This window comes from Rhizobium rhododendri (assembly GCF_007000325.2).
Taxonomy (GTDB): Bacteria; Pseudomonadota; Alphaproteobacteria; order Rhizobiales; family Rhizobiaceae; genus Rhizobium; species Rhizobium rhododendri.
Genome location: NZ_CP117270.1, coordinates 58,529 through 74,970, shown reverse-complemented (window position 1 = coordinate 74,970; position 16,442 = coordinate 58,529). Strand labels below are relative to the sequence as shown.

Here is a 16,442-nt window from a genome sequence, read left to right as displayed (position 1 = left end):
TTCACTAGATAATCAGCAACAGTCGAGATCAATCACCGATGGTGATCGTCGTCCCGACGGAAAGCGCGCTTTTCAACACATCCGCGTCGATTGCCGCAGCGCAGATGGCACCCGGGCTGTCGACGGTCGTAGCGTCGTTGAAGTTGATGACGACGTGGCCGATTTCCAGCACCTTGTTCCAGGCAATCGGCCCGATCGCCGTGATCCGACTGCTGGCAGAACCCACCATGATCGGCGAGCCCACGGAAGGCTCCTGTTCGGTGGGCCCGACATCGGGCAGATGGAGGACGGACACTTCGGCCAGTTCGGGCGGAGCGCCGTCGGCAAACAGAATGAGGACCCCGCCATCGGCCAGATCGGCCACGTCGGGACCGACGGCGGTAATCTGCGTCTTGAGGTGCAGTGCCATGGACAAATCCTTCTCTATAGAAATAGCTCGGCCTGGTGTTGTAGCATTGGGCGTGCGGGCAGTCTGCTGGACGTCCGCACGCGTTGGCTTAGAACACGATCAGGCTGGTAACCCAGGCAATGAGCACAGAAACCGGGGCCATGATCTGGCGACTGATGAGGACTGCGGGAACGCCGATCTCGATCGTCTTGGGTTTTGCCTCACCCAGCGCCAGGCCCACAGGCACGAAGTCGCAACCGACCTGCGCATTGTAGGCAAAGAGTGCCGGGAGGGCCATTGCGGGCGCAATGGTGCCGTTTGCGATCTGCGGGCCGATGATCGCCACGCCAATGACCTGGGCGATAACCGCACCTGGGCCGAGAATAGGCGACAGGAACGGCAGGCCGCAGATGGCGGAGATGATCAGAAGGCCGACGATATTGTTGGCAAGCGGCCCCATCGGCTCGGCAAGCACATCGCCAACGCCGGTATACAGAATGAAGCCTATCAGCATGGTCACAAATGCCATGAACGGCAGCACGTTGCGGATGACCTGGTCGATCGTACGGCGTCCGGCATTGAAGAAGATGCCGACGACGCGGCCCATGACGCGACCGATGCCAGCAATCAGGTTGATGAAACCACCACCGCCGGTCTCGACAGGTATCGTCTTGGGGGCGGCGGTTGCCTTCGGAGCCCCTCCGGCCGCTGCCACGGTAACCGGCTGGGAACCGTCGGCCATGGTGATGTTCTGCTCCTTCACCCCGGAGACATAGATGTCTTCGGTAATGAATTGCGCCAGAGGTCCCGACTGTCCGACAGGCGTGATGTTGACGGTGGGGATGCGCTTGCGCGGATAGACCCCGCATCGCGCAGTACCGCCGCAATCGACGACGACAACGGCCATTTCGCCCTCGACCGGTGGCGCCCGGAAACCGTCGACGGCTTCGCCGCCGGTCAGTTCCGCGATCCGCCGCGCGACGGGGTGAATACCGCCGCCGGTGACCGAGACGATCTTGTTGCGCTGCATGGTCGGCTGGATAACCAGCGGGCCACCCCAGCCCTGGGGACCCCTCGAAATATTTACTGCCTTGTATTCAGTTGCCATAATAGCCCCTCCTCCCAAGTGGCAATCAGAGTTCCACGCCTTGACGGCGGGCCATGATCATTGTGATACGTTCCGTCAGCATGCCCTTCAGCAGGATCACCACGAGGCCAACAATGGCGTACCAGATGGCCATCTTGATGTGGTATCCGCCCGGGACGACGCCGCGCTTTTCCAGCTCCTGCAGCGCCACGAGAACGCCGCCCCAGACGAAGTATTCGCCGGGATTGATATGCGGAAACAAGCCGAGCGGCGGATGAACGTAGGACACAGCTGCATCGTAAAAGGCAGGCTTGTGCTTTTCTTCCAGGAACGCGCCGAAGGTATAGGCCATCGGGTTGGTCAGGAAGAACACCGACAGCAGCGGCAGCACGGTATAGCGCGTCAAGGCAATGCGCCCGGCGCCGCGAGCAATGCCGTGCACGCGCTCCTCGCCGACCATTTCGGTCAGGGCATAGAAGGCGGTCATCAGCACGACCAGCGTCGGGATAATTCCTGTCACGAAGCCTGCGAAGACCTCGCCGCCCTTCTGGAAAATGCCGATGAAATACTTGCCGATATTCGCCAGTCCGCCGAGCTGCTCTTCTTTGTTGACGCTGTTCAGCTTTTCCTTGAATTGCTCGACGGAAATGTCGGAATTTGCCTGGGCCAGAACGATAAGCTTATCGGCGGCTCCCTTGGCAACCATCTTTCCGTGCAAGGCAGCATCGGAAAACGTCGACCCTAAATCGTGTATAGTGAGATGGCCATGATCGGCCAGCACTGACGCGAATAACATTCTCTCCTCCTTGAATGCAGTTCGGTTGATCTGAAATAGCTTTGGTTTTTATGCCGAGGCCAGCCTGAGGCGCGGCGCTGCCGGCCCCTTGCCCTCTCGAACGTGCTCGACCTGCTCGATTGCCTTGGAAATGGCCGCGTGCGTGTTGTCCGCAGCAGCGACGGCTTGCGCAGCTTTCAATGCATTGAGCGACTGGCCTTCATATTGCTCGTTTCGCTTGAATTTGGCGAAAACGGAACGTCCGGTCATCGTCATGAGGCGTTGCACCTTCATGTCCTGGCCGACGACCAGCAATGCAATCGTGCCTCTTCTGAGGCGACCGCGCGCGTGTCCGGCACCCACGTATCCGTCATTATATTTGCTGGTTATTCCTTTGAAGACGTCTGTGTAGTGCCGCATCTGCAGCCAGACGCCAATCACTTGCAACATCCACACCGCGCCCAAAGCGAGCAGCGCCCATTGCCATATAGCCATCTTCACCCCTCCCGAAAGTGTCGCTGCCCAGTCATTCATCCTCACGTCATAAATGAACATTTGTATTGTGGTATGTCAATATGTATAAATTCGAAGCGGGGAGCGAGACGAACTTTTCTTTAGCAAAAGGCAGTTAGCAGCATCTCCAATGGAATTCCGCACAGTGTCCGGGGAGGGACAGGGATTGGCAAAAGACCGGCTTTTCATATTCGATTGCGATGGCGTTCTTGTCGATAGCGAGCCGTTGGCTGCCTCGGCCTATGTTCGGGTGTATGCAAGGCACGGGCTGACAATCACCCCGGACGTGGTCGGCAAATGCTTTGGAATGAAGCAGGCCGATATCTTCGCCCGCATACATGATCTGACAGGACAAGATTACCCTAGGGACCATGTCGAGGACGTCTGGCTGGAAACCAAAGAGGTCTTCACCGAGCAACTCGAAGCCATGAAGGGCGTGGCGGCTTTTCTGTCCGCTCTCGATGCACGATGCTGCGTCGCCTCGTCTTCCTCGCTGGAAAGAATACAGCATAGCCTGTCGCTGACTGGACTGATTTCGTTTTTCGGCGACGACATTTTCAGTTCGTCCATGGTGAAACACGGCAAGCCCGCCCCGGACCTGTTTCTCTTCGCAGCCAGCAAGATGGGGTTCGCTCCGTCTGATTGTCTCGTCATCGAAGATTCGTTGTTTGGCGCGCAGGCGGGACGTGCGGCCGGCATGACGGTTTTCGGCTTTACCGGCGGAGGCCACTCCTATGCTGAGCACGAGACACATTTGCTTGAAGCGGGCGCCGACAAGGTATTCAGTTCATTCGAGGGGCTTTCAAGGGAAGCCATGATTTGGGCGAACTTGCCGAAAGGACGGTAAATATCCGAGCGCGAAAGCTGTGCGCCGATAGGCAATTGACACAAATTTCTTTTTGAATCATAAACTTTCGTATTGTTGGAGGAACAAATGTTCTGATGCGGCAGAGGAGCCGCCTGGAGCATGGGAGGGGAGAATTCGCATATGGACACTTTTCTGAGTGGCTTGAAGTCGGCCGTCGATACGCTTGGTCCGACTGTTCTTTTGCCTATCGTTATTTTCATCATTGCCGTCATTCTCGGAGCGAAGGTCGGCAAGGCATTTCGCGCGGCGGTGACAATCGGCGTCGCCTTTATCGGGATCAACCTTGTTCTCGGGCTGATGTTCAACTCGATTGGCGCAGTTGCCCAGGCGATCGTCACCAACACCGGCATAAAGCGGGACATCGTCGACGTTGGCTGGCCATCTGCTGCCGCCATCGCGTTTGGTTCGTCGGTCGGCTTGTGGGTCATTCCAGTCGGCATTCTCGTCAACGTCGTCCTGCTGCTGCTGCGCTGGACCCGCACACTGAACGTCGATGTCTGGAATTTCTGGCACTTCGCCTTCATCGGTTCGCTGGTCGTGGCGGCAACCGACAGCCTTGCCTATGGCATCGCCATAGCAGCCCTGGCGGCTGCCCTGTCCTTGCTGTTTGCCGACTGGTCCGCCCGCGCAGTCCAGCAGTTCTATGGCGTCCCCGGCATCTCGGTGCCGCATATTGCCTCGGCACAAATTCTGCCGATCGCAATCGTCCTCAACTGGATCATGGATCGCATCCCGGGCATCAACAAGATCAACATCAGCACCGAAACCATCGAGCGTCGATTTGGCGTTTTCGGCGAGCCGGTCGTGCTGGGCCTCATCATCGGCCTCATACTCGGAACCATCGCCTTCTACAACGCTGGCGATCTCGGGACCGTTCTTTCAAAAATCCTCAGCACGGGCATGACGCTCGCCGCAGTCATGCTGCTCCTGCCACGCATGGTGAAAGTGCTGATGGAAGGCCTGCTTCCGGTTTCAGACGCTGCACAGGCGTTCGTGCGAAAGAGAACCGGAGACCGCGAACTTCTCGTCGGCCTGGACTCCGCCATCCTGATTGGTCATCCGGCGGCGATCTCGTCGTCGCTCATCCTGGTTCCGATTGCGATCATCCTCTCGGTTATCCTGCCGGGTAATCGCGTCATTCTGTTTGCCGATCTCGCGGTCATCCCTTTCATCGTCGCCCTGACGGCACCGCTGCTCAAGGGCAACGTGTTCCGCATGGTCGTGGTTGGAACCGTGACGCTTGCCATCGGCTTCTATGTGGCGAATGCGCTTGCACCGTTGTTTACCAGCGCTGCCGTCTCATCCGGCTTCAAGCTGCCGGCGAACGCTTTGCAAGTCACCTCCGTTGTCGACGGCTTCCTCTGGATCCCCTATGTCATCATCAACGCGATCCAGGGGCTCGGCGTCTTCGGCATCGTCCTGCTCGCGGCCATCATCGCGGCACTCTTCGCCCTTTATCGGCGCAATAGTCTTGCCTGGGAACGGGCCGCCGGGGCGGAAGACGAGCCGGTGGAAGCTTCTGCGGCCTGAGAGAAGGCGTTGGTAAACCAGACCGGCAAAGACGACACTCGCACTCTAAAGTCCTTGTGCGGGTGTGACAGAAACTGGAGAGACGACATGCCTACCCTGTTGGACATACTGGAACCGGAAGCCATCCTGCTCGATGTTCGGGCTACCACGGCGGAAGAGGTAATCCGGCTACTCGCAGCCCGGCTGCAGACGCTCGGATATGTCAAGGCTACCTACGCGGACGCCGTTGTCAGCCGCGAAAAGAATCTGCCGACAGGACTGCCGCTGGAGCGGGACGAAAATGTCGCCGTGCCGCACACCGACCCGGAGCACGTAATCAAGGCAGGCGTTGCCATGGCGACCCTGTCGACGCCGGTTGTGTTCGCCAATATGGAGGAACCGGAAGAACTGCTCCCTGTCGGTACCGTTTTCCTGCTTGCCATCAACGACAAGGACAAGCAGATCGAAACCCTTCAACAAATTATCGAAGCCATTCAAAGCCCGACGACGCTCGATGGATTGAAGCGCGCCAAAACGCTTTATGACGTCAGGGTGCTTCTCGGCTCACCAAAGGAATCCTGAACATGGCCAAGCAGAAAACGATCCTTTTCGCATGCGGTACCGGAATTGCCACGTCGACGGCCGTGAACGCTGCAGTGACCGAAGAAATGAAGAAGCGTGGCCTGTTTTTCAACGCCATGCAGGCGAAGGCGACCGAGGTCCCGTCGCTTGCCGACGGCGTCGACTTTATCGTCTCCACCACGCCCATTTCCGCATCCGTCACGAAACCGGTGATCAAGGGCCTGGCCTTTCTGACCGGGATCGGCAAGGACAAGGTTCTCGACGAGATAGAAATGGCTCTCAGAAAATAATCCCTATGGCATCTGCCCAGACGTAAAATACCGCCAGCTCCATCACGTCGAATGCGGCAGGCGATCGGCACTATCGACGTCCTGACGCGGCAACAAGCCTAGCCCAGCGTATTGGTCGCCCAATCTGCGGCGATGTGCGGATGGGTGGGGGTGGGTTCGAGATCGTTGATCAGGCGCAGGACGCGCGGCGGCGTTAGCGGCAGGCTGGAGACCGGCTTGCCGATTGCGCGCGCAACCGCACAGGCGATGGCCGAGCCGACGGCAAGGATCGGGACTTCACCTGCTCCCTTTGTCCCGAGCGGGCCCATCGACGGCGCGCCCTCATAGAGATCCGCGACGACAGGCACGACATCCCCGGCCAGGGGCACGCGGTAGGTCTCGAAGCCGTCTTCCGCGATCCGGCCGTCAGCGGTGATCGTCACTTCCTCGTGCAGCGCATAGCCGAGGCCCTGGACGACGCCGCCCTGGATCTGGCCCATGATGGCCCGACGGTTGAGCGCGCGTCCAACATCCTGCACCACCCGATAGGCCAGAACCTCGACATGCCCGGTATCCGGATCGACGGCCACTTCAGCCTCGTGGACCACGAAGACGGGAATATCGAGCGCGTCGATAAAGTGGCCCATCGCGCAGCCTGCCATTGCCGGCGTGTTCTTCGCGGTGAAGCTGCCTGTACCGCTGATCGGCCCCGTGGTCGATTGCGCATGGGCGACCACCGTCGGGATGGAGACCCCGGTCCCGGGTCGCCCGGCAATTTCCACCCGCCCTTCGCGCAACACCAGGTCGCTCGCGGCGGTCTGCAACATCTCACTGGCCGTCCGCAGAAGCTTTTCACGGACTTCGGCCGCCGCACCCACACTCGCCGCACCGATGGAGACGGTCGTCCGCCCGCCACCGACCCCGACATCCAGCCCGGCGGAATCCGTATCCGCCTCGCGCACCACGACCTGCTCCGGTCGCAGCCCAAGCTGGCCGGCAACGATCTGCGGCAGCGCCTGCACCATTGTTCCCGAGCCGATCTCGACGCCGGACGTCACCAGCGTGGCGCTGCCGTCGGCATTCAGATTGATGGTCGCAGCAGACGGCCCGACGAAGATGAACCAGGTTCCCACGGTGGTGGCGCGGCCGTAAAGGCGACCGTCGGCCCGGGCTTCCGCCGTTCCCGTATTTTCCCGTAGCACCTCCATCCGCTCCAGCATCGGACGCAGGACATCACCCTCGAACACCTGCCCGGTCGGCCCGAGATCGCCGTCGCCAAGCACATTACGCTTGCGGAACTCCATGGGATCCATGCCGATTGCGGCGCATATCTCGTCGGTATGGCGCTCCAGCGCAAAGCCGTTATAGACGCCGTTGCAGGCCCGGAAGGCGCCGTTCGGTGGCGTGTTGGTGTAGACGGCGCGGCTGACGAGGCGGGCAGCACCCAGCCGGTAGCTACCTCCGAGGGTATGGGAGGTCATGGTGGTGAGAAAGACCTGCTCGCCACCATAGGCCCCGCAATCCATCAGCACGACGGCCTCGCGCCCGACGATCTCGCCCTCTGCCGAAACGGCCGAGCGAATTTTGATCTCTGCATTCTCCCGGCAGAGGCAGGTTGCCATCTCTTCCTGTCGGGTGTTCTCCAGCATGACGCTTCGGCCCGTCATACGAGCCAGCAGAGCTGTGATGGGCTCGATCGACGCATCGAATTTCAAGCCGAATGCACCGCCGACCGGTGGAACGGTGACGCGAACGCGGCCCGGCGGCAATTGCATGACGCGACCGGTCACATTGCGCACGGTCCATGGCACCTGCGTCGATGTCTGGATATGCGCCCGGCCGTCCTCCCAGCTGCCGATTGCGACACGCGGCTCGAAGGGAACATGGCTCTGCCTGCCGACGACGACATTGCTTTCGACGATCGTCACATCGGGGCGGGCAAAGGCGGCATCGACATCGCCTCGTACCGATTTCGCTTCCCAGGCAATGTTGCCGGATCGTGCACCGCCCTCGGTCAGCACTTCATATGTCCGCCAGTCCTCGTGCAGCAATCGCGCTCCGGGCGCCAGCGCCTCCGCCATCGTCAGCACTGGCGCAAGCGGTTCGATCTCCAGAATGATTGCCGCCAGGGCCGCCCGCGCCTCGGCCTCGCTTTCGGCGGCAATCGCGGCGAGCGGCTCGCCATTGTAGCGGATCACATCGACGGCAAAGAGCGGGTGGTCGGCGATACCGATGCCGTAATTGCCGGGCGCATCCGCTGCGGTCGCAATTCCCAGCACACCGGGGCACTCGAGAGCAGCGGACACATCGAGCCGGGTAATGCGGCCGGCGGGCACGGTGGACCGCAACAGGACAGCGTGCAGCATATCCGGACGGGCCCTGTCATTGGTGTATTTCGTTCGTCCACGCAGCTTGTCGCGGGTGTCTCGGCGGGGAAGATCCATCACGGTCGTCGAAACATCAGTCATGGACGTGCTCCTCGGCCTGCTGTCCGAGGACATCCATCACCGCATCGATGATCCGTTCATAGCCCGTGCAGCGACAGATGTTGCCCACCATCGCCGATTTCACATCGTCCCGGCTGGCCGCGGGGTTGTCGCGAAGGAAAGGCGCAAGGCTCATGACCATGCCGGGAAAACACATTCCGCACTGGACCACATCCGCTGCCTCGAAGGCGGCCTGGAGAGGATGCAGCGGTCCATCGCCGGTCGCCATCGCCTCGATCGACACCACGGTGGCGCCATCGAGCAATCCCACCGGGCTGAGACACGACATGATCGCCTCTCCGTCGACGCTCACCGTGCAGGCGCCGCAAAATCCCTCGCGGCAAACGGCCTTGGTACCTGTCAGGAAACGTTCCCGCCGCAGTATATCGACCAGCGGAGTCATCGGATCGCCGTTGAAACGGTAGCGGGAGCCATTGATGTGAAGGGTGACGGTCATCGGGTGGCCTCCGTCTTCAGAAGTGCTGCCATGCATCGGCGGACAAGCGCCGGCAACACCTGCCGCCGGTACCAGCCATCCGCCTCCATTCCGTCGCGGCCCCGGAAGTCGTTGCAACCGGTAGCAAGGGTATAGGCCGTTTCGGCTTCAGCGGGCGATCCGCCCGGCTCGGCTGCAAACGCCTGTTCAAGCGAAAGCCAGCGCCGCGCCACATGCTCGACCGAGCCGACGGCAACGAGAATTCGGCCATCGAGGCGGCGCGCCATCGAAACGATGGCAACCGGATAGTCGCCTGCCCGGCGCAACGGCAGCCTCACATGCGCGCTGGCGGCGCTGTCGCGGTTGATGATCACCCTGACGAGGATGGCATCGGCGAGCAGCCGTTTCCGATCCGTGAGAAACGACACCATCGGGACACGCATTGTCCCTTGGTCGCCGTACAGCTCAACTTCCGCCTCGATGGCCAACAGCGGGGGCAGAAGATCGGCGGCGGCGAAGTCTTGCGTGCAGAGATTGCCGCCGACAGTCGCCACCCGGCGGATTGCCGGGTTGGCAGCACCGGAGGCAGCTTCAGCCACCGCCTCAAGGCCACCTATGCCCGCAAGTGACCGGGCAAGCGCATCATGGGTTACGGCAGCGCCGATCGTCACGCGCCCGGTCTCGATGTCGACGCTGGTCAGCCCGGCAATCCTGTGGAGCGACACTAATGCATCGGGCAACGCGTGGCCCCGACGGGGATCGCGCATCAGCCACGTTCCGCCGGCGAGGATCGCCGCACCCTGCCGGCGCGCGGCAAGCGCCTCATCGATGCTGCCGGCAACGGTCAGGGACCGCCGCAGATTTTCGGACATTGACGTTTACCCCTTCAATCGCCGTCTTTGCGGCTTTCCAGCATCATTTCAGAGGCAAGCCTTCCCGTGAAATAGTAGTTTCCTGAATCTAGTATCGTAAAAAGAGATACAGCTTCCCGAGCTCAACCGAGGCAATGCCGCTGGCGCTCACTTCCAGTGTGCTACGCTGCGCCTCTCGAAGCTCTCGCGGAATTGCCGGGTCGTGTTCTCGAGAACGTTGCCGCTCTCCCAATCGAGAATGACGGCGAAGCGACGAACCGCATCCATGGAGTCGATCTCGCCCGACTTGTAGCGAGCCGATACCATCGCCGGATCCGACCGCGCCCATTCCTTGCGGTTTTGGCGAATCTCGGTGCGGGCAGTTTCTGTTGCGGGGAGATCGATTTCGTACTCGCAGAGATCGCGATCTATGACCTTCAACACGACGCCGTAGTCGACCTTGGCGCGCTCGATGGAGACATAATCGTCGATCACGTCCTCCAGCACATGAAGCGGATCGCGCTCCAGCGGATCGCCGAAGCCGCCGCCACCAGCTGTCGGCCGGGCGAATTGATCGCCCGTGAACACCGGATAGTCGGAAAAGACCGAACCGAGCCAGGTGTCGACCTCCTCGCCCGCGCGGCGGATCGTCAGCCCGTGCGGCATAGAGGGGAGCCCGCCCTCGACACCCCAGACCACGGCGCGCTCGCGATCGCAGATATAGGACATCACGGCATCTTCGGCCGCCAGCAACACCGAGGTCTTCTGCACGCCGACACCACCGCGCCATTTGCCGGGACCGGCGGAATCCTGCTTGATCTGAAACTCCGTCGTCCGCGTCGGGTTGACGCGCTCGTTGCCTTCGTTCGGCTGCGACATCAGGCCGGTTCCAAAGCAGGCAGTCGTCACGTCGGCGCCGTCCTTGCCGTTGCGCCCGCCCCATCCGCCCGGAAGCCACTCGTAGAACATGAAGATCGGCTTTTCCGGTTTGCGCGCGTCGCGACCGCCCGCCAGCAGATATTCGAGATTGAAAGCGCATGCGATGGCGCGTTCCGGCATGATCTGCGACCACATCTCGAAGATCGAATTCATGATTTTCTCGAACGGCATCAGGAATCCGGTCACTGCCACCGGCCACTCGGCACTGACCACGCTGTTCTTCGGCGCGGTCACCTCGATCATGCGATAAAAGCCGCTGTTGAGGGGCAGATCCGGGAAGAAGGTCTTCATTCCCGCGACCACTGCTGAAAAGGTAGCCCCCGGTGCGGAATTGTACATGGAGCCGATCGTCTTGTGGCTGCCGGTGAAATCGTAATGGATCGTGTCGCCCTTGATTGTCATTTTGATGTGGATGGGGATCATCCCTTCCCCGCCGCCGAGATCGCGGTCGATATAGTCGACACTTTCCCAGGTGCCGTCGGGCAATTCGGCAAGGCGCTTGCGGACGGCCCGCTCGACATAGTCCTGAACCTCCTCCATACCGCGCACGACGGTGTCGCGGCCGTATTTCTTGACGAGACGCAGCAGTTCCCGCTCCGCTACCTGGGTCGCCTGGGCCTGCGAATGGATATCACCAATGATCGATGCCGGATCGCGGGTATTGGCGGCGATCAGATTGGCGACATCGGAGCAGAAGCGGCCGGCACGGAATAGTCTCACCGGCGTGATACGCATGCCCTCCCGGAACATGTCACGGGCGGTGACGTCGAAGGAGCCGGGGACCGACCCTCCGAGGTCCGACCAGTGCCCGTTCGACTGCGAAAACCCGATCAACGTGTCTTCGTCGAAGATCGGACGCACAAGCCGCACATCGCTGAAGTGGGTTCCGCCGGCGTAGGGATCGTTGATTGCGTAGACGTCGCCCGGCGCCATGTCGCCTTCGAATACGCGGATTACTTCCTTGCAGGTATTGTGCAGCGTGCCGACATGGACTGCGATGTCGTAGTTGCCCTGTGCAACCGAGTTGCCGTCAGCATCATGCAACGCATTGGAGAAGTCGCGGTTGTAGATGACGAACGAATAACAGGTGCGCAGCATCTGTTCGGCCATCTGGTCGACCGTGGTGATGAAGGAATTCTTGAGCACCTCGAAGGTGACCGGATCGAGGCTCTTTTCGGTTTCCACGAAGTTGGTCATTTCTCAGCCTTTCGTTCCGATAAGAATATTCAGGAATGCGTCCACCCGGGCGCTCATGCCTGGCGGGACAACCGTGGTCGAATCAAACTGTTCGACGATTGCGGGGCCGGAGATGGTGGCGCCTGCTTCAAGCACCTCACGCTGATAGATCGCCGCATCGTAGGATTTGCCGTCGAACCAGACCGCGCGTCGGCCGAGGGGCGCAGGCGCATGGTCGCGCACCGGGTATTTCGGCAGCTCGGCCTTGGGCACGAGACCGATCGCCTTGATTGCGACGCGAAAGATGGCGACCGGGGCTTCGTCGCGGCGGTAGTTGAACTCGCGCTCGTGCTCCGCGTGGAAAGTATCGATCAGGGACGCAATACTCACGATCGGGGCGGGTGCGCTGACAGCGAGCGAGCGCCACTGGCCCTGATACATCATCTCGACGGTCCGCTGGAGCGCCATATCCTGCGGCGCTATCCCTTCGTGCAGCAAGCGCTCGGACGCTTGCGCCTCCATGCGCTGGAACGCAGCCTCCAGCTCCGCCGGCGCAACGATGGAGGCGTCGGTCATGAAGCTCTCGGAGAAGTCGTGCTGCACATCGACAAGCAGGCAACCGAGGGCCGAGGTGACGCCGGGATTGGGAGGCACGATCACGGTCGGAATGGAAAGCTCCCTTGCGACAGCCGCCCCGTGCAAGGCGCCGGCACCCCCGAAGGCAACGAGCGCGAAGTCGCGCGGATCGTACCCACGGCTGATCGACATCAGGCGCACGGCATTGGCCATGTTTGCATTGGCGACGGCGACGATTGCCTCGGCAGCCGCGTGAAGCTCCATGCCGAATGGTGTCGCCACCGTTTCCTGGACGGCCTCCTCGGCGAGCGCCGGATCGAGGGTGATCTTGCCGCCTGCGAGGCTGCTGCCGAGACGGCCGAGGACGACATTTGCATCTGTGTTCGTGGCAATCCGATTGCCGTTTCGATAGCAGGCCGGGCCGGGATTGGCGCCGGCCGACTGGGGGCCGTTGCGTAGCGATCCGCCCTCGTCCTGCCAGGCCAGCGACCCGCCGCCGGCACCGATCGTCAGCACCTCGATAGAGGGAAAGCGGATGGGATAGCCGAACTCGATATACCAGTCCTTGGTGATACGAGACTGACCGTTCCAGGCGAGCGAAACATCCGTGCTCGTTCCGCCCATGTCGAAGCCGATCGAGTTCTGAAACCCGCAAAGATTGCCGATAAAGCGGCTGGCGATGGCGCCTGCCGCGATCCCCGATCCGGCAAGCCTGGCGGAGAAGTCTATGACACTCGCTGGCGTCATCACGCCGCCGCCGGAATGCAGCAACAGCAGGTCTCGCCGGTAACCGCCGGCAGCCAGCTTTTCGCCGAGCCGGGAGACGTAATCGACAACTACCGGCGCGCAGACGGCGTTTGCCATCGTCGTCGAGAAGCGCTCGTGCTCGAAGATCTCCGGCATGACTTCGGAGGAAATGGACACCGGCACCTCCGGCATCGAGGCCTTGAGGATATCGCGCATGCGCCGTTCATTTGCGCCATTGACGTAGGAATTCATGAAACAGACAGCGATCGATTTGATGCCGCGCCTTTTCAGGATCGCGGCAACACGGTGGGCATCGTCCTCGTTGAGGGCTTCGAGTACCGTGCCCTCGGCGTCGACACGCTCGCCAACCGTCAGCCGGTCGCGGCGTGGAATGTAGGGCTTGGCGACGTCCTTGTAGGTGTCCCAGAGGTCCTCCTTGTTGGCGCGCCGGATTTCGACGACATCGCGAAAGCCCTCGGTGCAGACCATTGCCGTTCGTGGCAAACGCCGTGTGATCAGCGCATTCGTGGCGACCGTGGTCCCGTGCGAGAACATGGTGACCTCGGAAAGCTCGATGCCGCCCTGCTCGATGCCGTTCATGATCGCCTGCATCGGATCATCCGGGGTCGACGCCGTCTTCTCGATACGAATCGCCCCGGTCTCCTCATCCATGATGCAGATGTCGGTGAAGGTCCCTCCCACATCCACCGCAACTCTCGTCTTCGCCATGATCTGTCCTCTGGATGGTTCGACCGGACAGCAGTCTTCTTTCGCCAACCCGTCACGGAATGGCGCTTCGATTGTCCGGTAGTTGCGAAAGTCCGGATCGGTCGCCGGACGGCGTCAAATTTCCCTTGCCGCTAGGCCGAAGTGGCTAGTGCGGCTTTTTCCCTGGGTGGGTCCTGCCTGCCCGAAGCAAGGCCTCGCGGCGCGTCTCGCTCGGCGAACAGCCAAATTTCGATCTGTAGTGACGGCAGAACTGCGACTGGTCGGTAAAGCCCCATCGATAAGCGATTTCGGCAATCGTCGTGGTGACGGTCAGCGACATCAGTTCCTCGGCACAGCGCTCGAGACGGCTGTCGCGGATGAAACCGTTGATCGACTTGTTGCTGTCCTGGAACAGGCCCTGCAGGTAGCGCAACGAAATGCCGCCAGCTTCCGCTACCGATTGCGGACCGAGATCTGCATTCTTGATATTGTCGCGAATGTACTGCTCGGCGCGATGCAGGTGCCCTGCCCGTATCGAGGAGATATTGCTATCGAGCACGCGGTCGTCGCTGACGATCGACAGGCAAAGCATTTCGAGAATGTGTCGGCCGGTCAGTTCACGCGCGACGTCGTCGATGTCGTCGACATGGTTGATCGTGGTCCGAACCGTATCGAGAAAGAGAGCGGCGACGCCGCGGGTCCCGTCAAAACTGAGCGCGCTGAACCGATCCGTCGAGCCGATCCGCGATCGGACGCTCGCAGCCGGGACCTTCAGCACCCAGAGGGCATTCGGGCGGCCGTGCCAGAATTCATAGGGGGCATCGCCACGCTCCAGAATGAAGCCGCCCGGCTTGCAATTGACGCTGCGCGAGCCCTGCGAGAAGTCGACTTCGCTGACTTCCGGAATGGTAATGAGAAGACTGGCATCGCGTTCGTTGAGAAAGTGGCGGCGATGGCGACGATAACTGACGCCGTCGCACTCCATCCTCGACACACCGACGAGGCCTAGAGACCATGTCTCCAGCACGCCCCTGAATTCCCGCCTGTTGCGGTATTCGGTATCGAGTGGAAAGTAGGTTTCGGTCACGGCAGCCTGCCAGGCATCGCCCCCGGCTTGACCGCTGATATCATCGACGACGTATCTCATGCATCGACTTCCCCTTGTAGGCCGGCTTTTCCCGGTTCCTGCTATTGAGGGCAGAGTACATCAATTCGGTGGGTCGTATTGCTAAAAAACGCATAAACTTATGAGCATGGCCGCGCTGCGAGACGGACAGGGACTGCGACCCAAACAGGCAGCCAGCCCGGAAACCTCAGCGGGGGACGGCCACCCTTGCACGCTCGTTGTGAAACCCGAGCTTGTCGGAGATCTCGTTCGCGGCCGTCAACAGGCTCTCCAGATAGGAGTCGCGGTTGCGCAATCCATCTTCCCGAGGCGCGACGAGGCAGAGGGTGGCAATGCAGTTGCCACCGGCCTGGTAAATCGGCACGGCGAAACAATGGGTGAAGTTTTCCACCTCGCTGTTGAAGGTGAAATATCCGTCACGAGCTGCAGTGCGCACCTCGGCCAAAAAGGTTGCAGGATCCAGCTGCCTGCCGTCCGGCAGCGTGAAATCTTCCGGCGGGATCAAATCGATAATCTGCTCGTCGGTCAGGTGTGAGACGAGCAGCCGTCCCGACGCCGTCCAGGGGATCGAAACTGTTTCGCCTACGTTGGAGGAAATACGGAAGGGTCGAATGCCCTCGCGCATCATCGCGACAGTGTACTTGTTTCCTTCGAGCAGACACATCTGGGCAGTTTCGCGCGTTTCCACCGCAAGCCGGGTCAGCATGCGCTCGCATTCCCGCATCAGATCGAAATGCTCGGCATAGGCTGTTCCAAGGAAATACAGACGACGGCCGAGGAACACCCGCCCGTCGTCTCCCTGATAGTCGAGCATGCCGTGGCCGAGAAGCAGGTTGACCAATTCGTATACCGAGGATCGCGGCGCGCCTATTTCTGCCGCGATCTCGTTGGGCCTCATGGGCTGGCGCTTGGCGCGCAGAAACTCCAGGATCTCGAAAGCGCGATCCAGTCCTCTGGTGCGTCGCGATGCGATCTCGACAGCAGCCTCAGCCATGCATTTCTCCAATACTTAGGCGCGATCCGAGCGATAGGCGACGCAATCCACCTCGACCTTGCAATCGACCATCATGCGCGACTGGACACAAGCGCGCGCGGGAGGATTCTCGCTGAAATATTCGGCGTAGACGCCATTGAAACTCCAGAAATCCCGCGGATCGTCGAGCCAGACACCGACGCGCACCACATCCTGAAGCGTGTAGCCGGCCTCATCGAGGATGGCTATCATGTTGTCGATGGCCTTCCGGCTCTGGGTGACGATGCCGCCGGGCACGATCTCGCCATTCTCCATGGGCACCTGGCCGGAAACATAAAGCCAGCCGCCGGCTTCCGTGGCTCTTGCGAACGGAAGGGGTTGACCGCCAGCGCCTTTTTCTCCGGCGCCATAACGTTTGATCGTCATAATATTT

At 60.9% G+C, this 16,442-nt stretch carries 16 protein-coding genes; 4 read left to right on the top strand and 12 right to left on the bottom strand.

Features of this window, described 5'->3' with window-relative positions; all coding sequences use genetic code 11:
• Nucleotides 1-28: 28 nt before the first annotated feature.
• The 4 genes from PR018_RS27135 to PR018_RS27120 all read right to left on the bottom strand — a co-directional run bounded on the left by PR018_RS27135 (nucleotide 29) and on the right by PR018_RS27120 (nucleotide 2,745).
• Nucleotides 29-409, bottom strand: coding sequence for a PTS glucitol/sorbitol transporter subunit IIA (locus PR018_RS27135; RefSeq protein WP_142825007.1), 381 nt, complete (start codon nucleotides 407-409; stop codon nucleotides 29-31).
• Between the two features lie 88 nt (nucleotides 410-497).
• Nucleotides 498-1,496: a PTS glucitol/sorbitol transporter subunit IIB gene (srlE, locus tag PR018_RS27130; protein ID WP_142825006.1), complete on the bottom strand. Its 999-nt coding sequence runs from the start codon at nucleotides 1,494-1,496 to the stop codon at nucleotides 498-500.
• Nucleotides 1,497-1,521: 25 nt separating this feature from the next.
• Nucleotides 1,522-2,271 (bottom strand): PTS glucitol/sorbitol transporter subunit IIC, encoded by a 750-nt coding sequence (gene srlA, locus PR018_RS27125; protein WP_142825005.1) that lies wholly within the window; start codon nucleotides 2,269-2,271, stop codon nucleotides 1,522-1,524.
• Between the two features lie 48 nt (nucleotides 2,272-2,319).
• Entirely contained in the window at nucleotides 2,320-2,745 is a 426-nt protein-coding gene (locus tag PR018_RS27120; RefSeq protein WP_142825004.1) for a transcriptional regulator GutM, read from the bottom strand.
• Between the two features lie 184 nt (nucleotides 2,746-2,929).
• Here PR018_RS27120 and PR018_RS27115 point away from each other — a divergent pair, with 184 nt between their 5' ends.
• From PR018_RS27115 to PR018_RS27100, 4 genes are all read left to right on the top strand, one after another.
• Complete coding sequence (locus PR018_RS27115) at nucleotides 2,930-3,610, top strand: HAD family hydrolase (RefSeq protein ID WP_142829422.1); 681 nt, start codon at nucleotides 2,930-2,932, stop codon at nucleotides 3,608-3,610.
• Between the two features lie 141 nt (nucleotides 3,611-3,751).
• Nucleotides 3,752-5,161 (top strand): PTS galactitol transporter subunit IIC, encoded by a 1,410-nt coding sequence (locus PR018_RS27110; protein WP_142825003.1) that lies wholly within the window; start codon nucleotides 3,752-3,754, stop codon nucleotides 5,159-5,161.
• Between the two features lie 87 nt (nucleotides 5,162-5,248).
• Complete coding sequence (locus tag PR018_RS27105; RefSeq protein ID WP_142825002.1) at nucleotides 5,249-5,722, top strand: PTS sugar transporter subunit IIA; 474 nt, start codon at nucleotides 5,249-5,251, stop codon at nucleotides 5,720-5,722.
• Between the two features lie 2 nt (nucleotides 5,723-5,724).
• Complete coding sequence (locus PR018_RS27100) at nucleotides 5,725-6,012, top strand: PTS sugar transporter subunit IIB (protein ID WP_142825001.1); 288 nt, start codon at nucleotides 5,725-5,727, stop codon at nucleotides 6,010-6,012.
• Between the two features lie 98 nt (nucleotides 6,013-6,110).
• On the opposite strand, the gene PR018_RS27095 is transcribed toward PR018_RS27100, so the two are convergent.
• From PR018_RS27095 to PR018_RS27060, 8 genes are all read right to left on the bottom strand, one after another.
• On the bottom strand, nucleotides 6,111-8,459 hold the full coding sequence (locus PR018_RS27095) for a xanthine dehydrogenase family protein molybdopterin-binding subunit (protein WP_142825000.1): 2,349 nt from the start codon (nucleotides 8,457-8,459) through the stop codon (nucleotides 6,111-6,113).
• Nucleotides 8,452-8,934, bottom strand: coding sequence for a (2Fe-2S)-binding protein (locus PR018_RS27090; protein WP_142824999.1), 483 nt, complete (start codon nucleotides 8,932-8,934; stop codon nucleotides 8,452-8,454). Before PR018_RS27090 ends, PR018_RS27095 begins: the two co-directional genes overlap by 8 nt.
• Entirely contained in the window at nucleotides 8,931-9,785 is an 855-nt protein-coding gene (locus PR018_RS27085) for an FAD binding domain-containing protein (RefSeq protein ID WP_142824998.1), read from the bottom strand. Before PR018_RS27085 ends, PR018_RS27090 begins: the two co-directional genes overlap by 4 nt.
• A 147-nt stretch (nucleotides 9,786-9,932) precedes the next feature.
• A complete protein-coding gene (locus tag PR018_RS27080; RefSeq protein ID WP_142824997.1) occupies nucleotides 9,933-11,900 on the bottom strand; it encodes a hydantoinase B/oxoprolinase family protein in 1,968 nt (655 codons plus the stop codon).
• A 3-nt stretch (nucleotides 11,901-11,903) separates the two neighbouring features.
• A complete protein-coding gene (locus tag PR018_RS27075) occupies nucleotides 11,904-13,931 on the bottom strand; it encodes a hydantoinase/oxoprolinase family protein (protein ID WP_142829424.1) in 2,028 nt (675 codons plus the stop codon).
• A 145-nt stretch (nucleotides 13,932-14,076) separates the two neighbouring features.
• Complete coding sequence (locus tag PR018_RS27070; RefSeq protein ID WP_142824995.1) at nucleotides 14,077-15,057, bottom strand: AraC-like ligand-binding domain-containing protein; 981 nt, start codon at nucleotides 15,055-15,057, stop codon at nucleotides 14,077-14,079.
• Nucleotides 15,058-15,223: 166 nt separating this feature from the next.
• Nucleotides 15,224-16,030 (bottom strand): IclR family transcriptional regulator, encoded by an 807-nt coding sequence (locus tag PR018_RS27065; RefSeq protein WP_142824994.1) that lies wholly within the window; start codon nucleotides 16,028-16,030, stop codon nucleotides 15,224-15,226.
• Between the two features lie 15 nt (nucleotides 16,031-16,045).
• Nucleotides 16,046-16,435 carry a RidA family protein gene (locus tag PR018_RS27060; protein ID WP_142824993.1) on the bottom strand — a complete coding sequence of 130 codons (390 nt, stop codon included), beginning with the start codon at nucleotides 16,433-16,435 and terminating at the stop codon, nucleotides 16,046-16,048.
• Between the last annotated feature and the right edge of the window lie 7 nt (nucleotides 16,436-16,442).

Excerpts from the sequence above, each read along its gene's own strand:
- PR018_RS27135 (WP_142825007.1), bottom strand. The coding sequence starts at position 409 with ATGGCACTGCACCTCAAGACGCAGATTACCGCCGTCGGTCCCGACGTG.
- srlE (WP_142825006.1), bottom strand. The coding sequence starts at position 1,496 with ATGGCAACTGAATACAAGGCAGTAAATATTTCGAGGGGTCCCCAGGGC.
- srlA (WP_142825005.1), bottom strand. The coding sequence starts at position 2,271 with ATGTTATTCGCGTCAGTGCTGGCCGATCATGGCCATCTCACTATACAC.
- PR018_RS27120 (WP_142825004.1), bottom strand. The coding sequence starts at position 2,745 with ATGGCTATATGGCAATGGGCGCTGCTCGCTTTGGGCGCGGTGTGGATG.
- PR018_RS27110 (WP_142825003.1), top strand. The coding sequence starts at position 3,752 with ATGGACACTTTTCTGAGTGGCTTGAAGTCGGCCGTCGATACGCTTGGT.
- PR018_RS27105 (WP_142825002.1), top strand. The coding sequence starts at position 5,249 with ATGCCTACCCTGTTGGACATACTGGAACCGGAAGCCATCCTGCTCGAT.
- PR018_RS27100 (WP_142825001.1), top strand. The coding sequence starts at position 5,725 with ATGGCCAAGCAGAAAACGATCCTTTTCGCATGCGGTACCGGAATTGCC.
- PR018_RS27095 (WP_142825000.1), bottom strand. The coding sequence starts at position 8,459 with ATGACTGATGTTTCGACGACCGTGATGGATCTTCCCCGCCGAGACACC.
- PR018_RS27090 (WP_142824999.1), bottom strand. The coding sequence starts at position 8,934 with ATGACCGTCACCCTTCACATCAATGGCTCCCGCTACCGTTTCAACGGC.
- PR018_RS27085 (WP_142824998.1), bottom strand. The coding sequence starts at position 9,785 with ATGTCCGAAAATCTGCGGCGGTCCCTGACCGTTGCCGGCAGCATCGAT.
- PR018_RS27080 (WP_142824997.1), bottom strand. The coding sequence starts at position 11,900 with ATGACCAACTTCGTGGAAACCGAAAAGAGCCTCGATCCGGTCACCTTC.
- PR018_RS27075 (WP_142829424.1), bottom strand. The coding sequence starts at position 13,931 with ATGGCGAAGACGAGAGTTGCGGTGGATGTGGGAGGGACCTTCACCGAC.
- PR018_RS27070 (WP_142824995.1), bottom strand. The coding sequence starts at position 15,057 with ATGAGATACGTCGTCGATGATATCAGCGGTCAAGCCGGGGGCGATGCC.
- PR018_RS27065 (WP_142824994.1), bottom strand. The coding sequence starts at position 16,030 with ATGGCTGAGGCTGCTGTCGAGATCGCATCGCGACGCACCAGAGGACTG.
- PR018_RS27060 (WP_142824993.1), bottom strand. The coding sequence starts at position 16,435 with ATGACGATCAAACGTTATGGCGCCGGAGAAAAAGGCGCTGGCGGTCAA.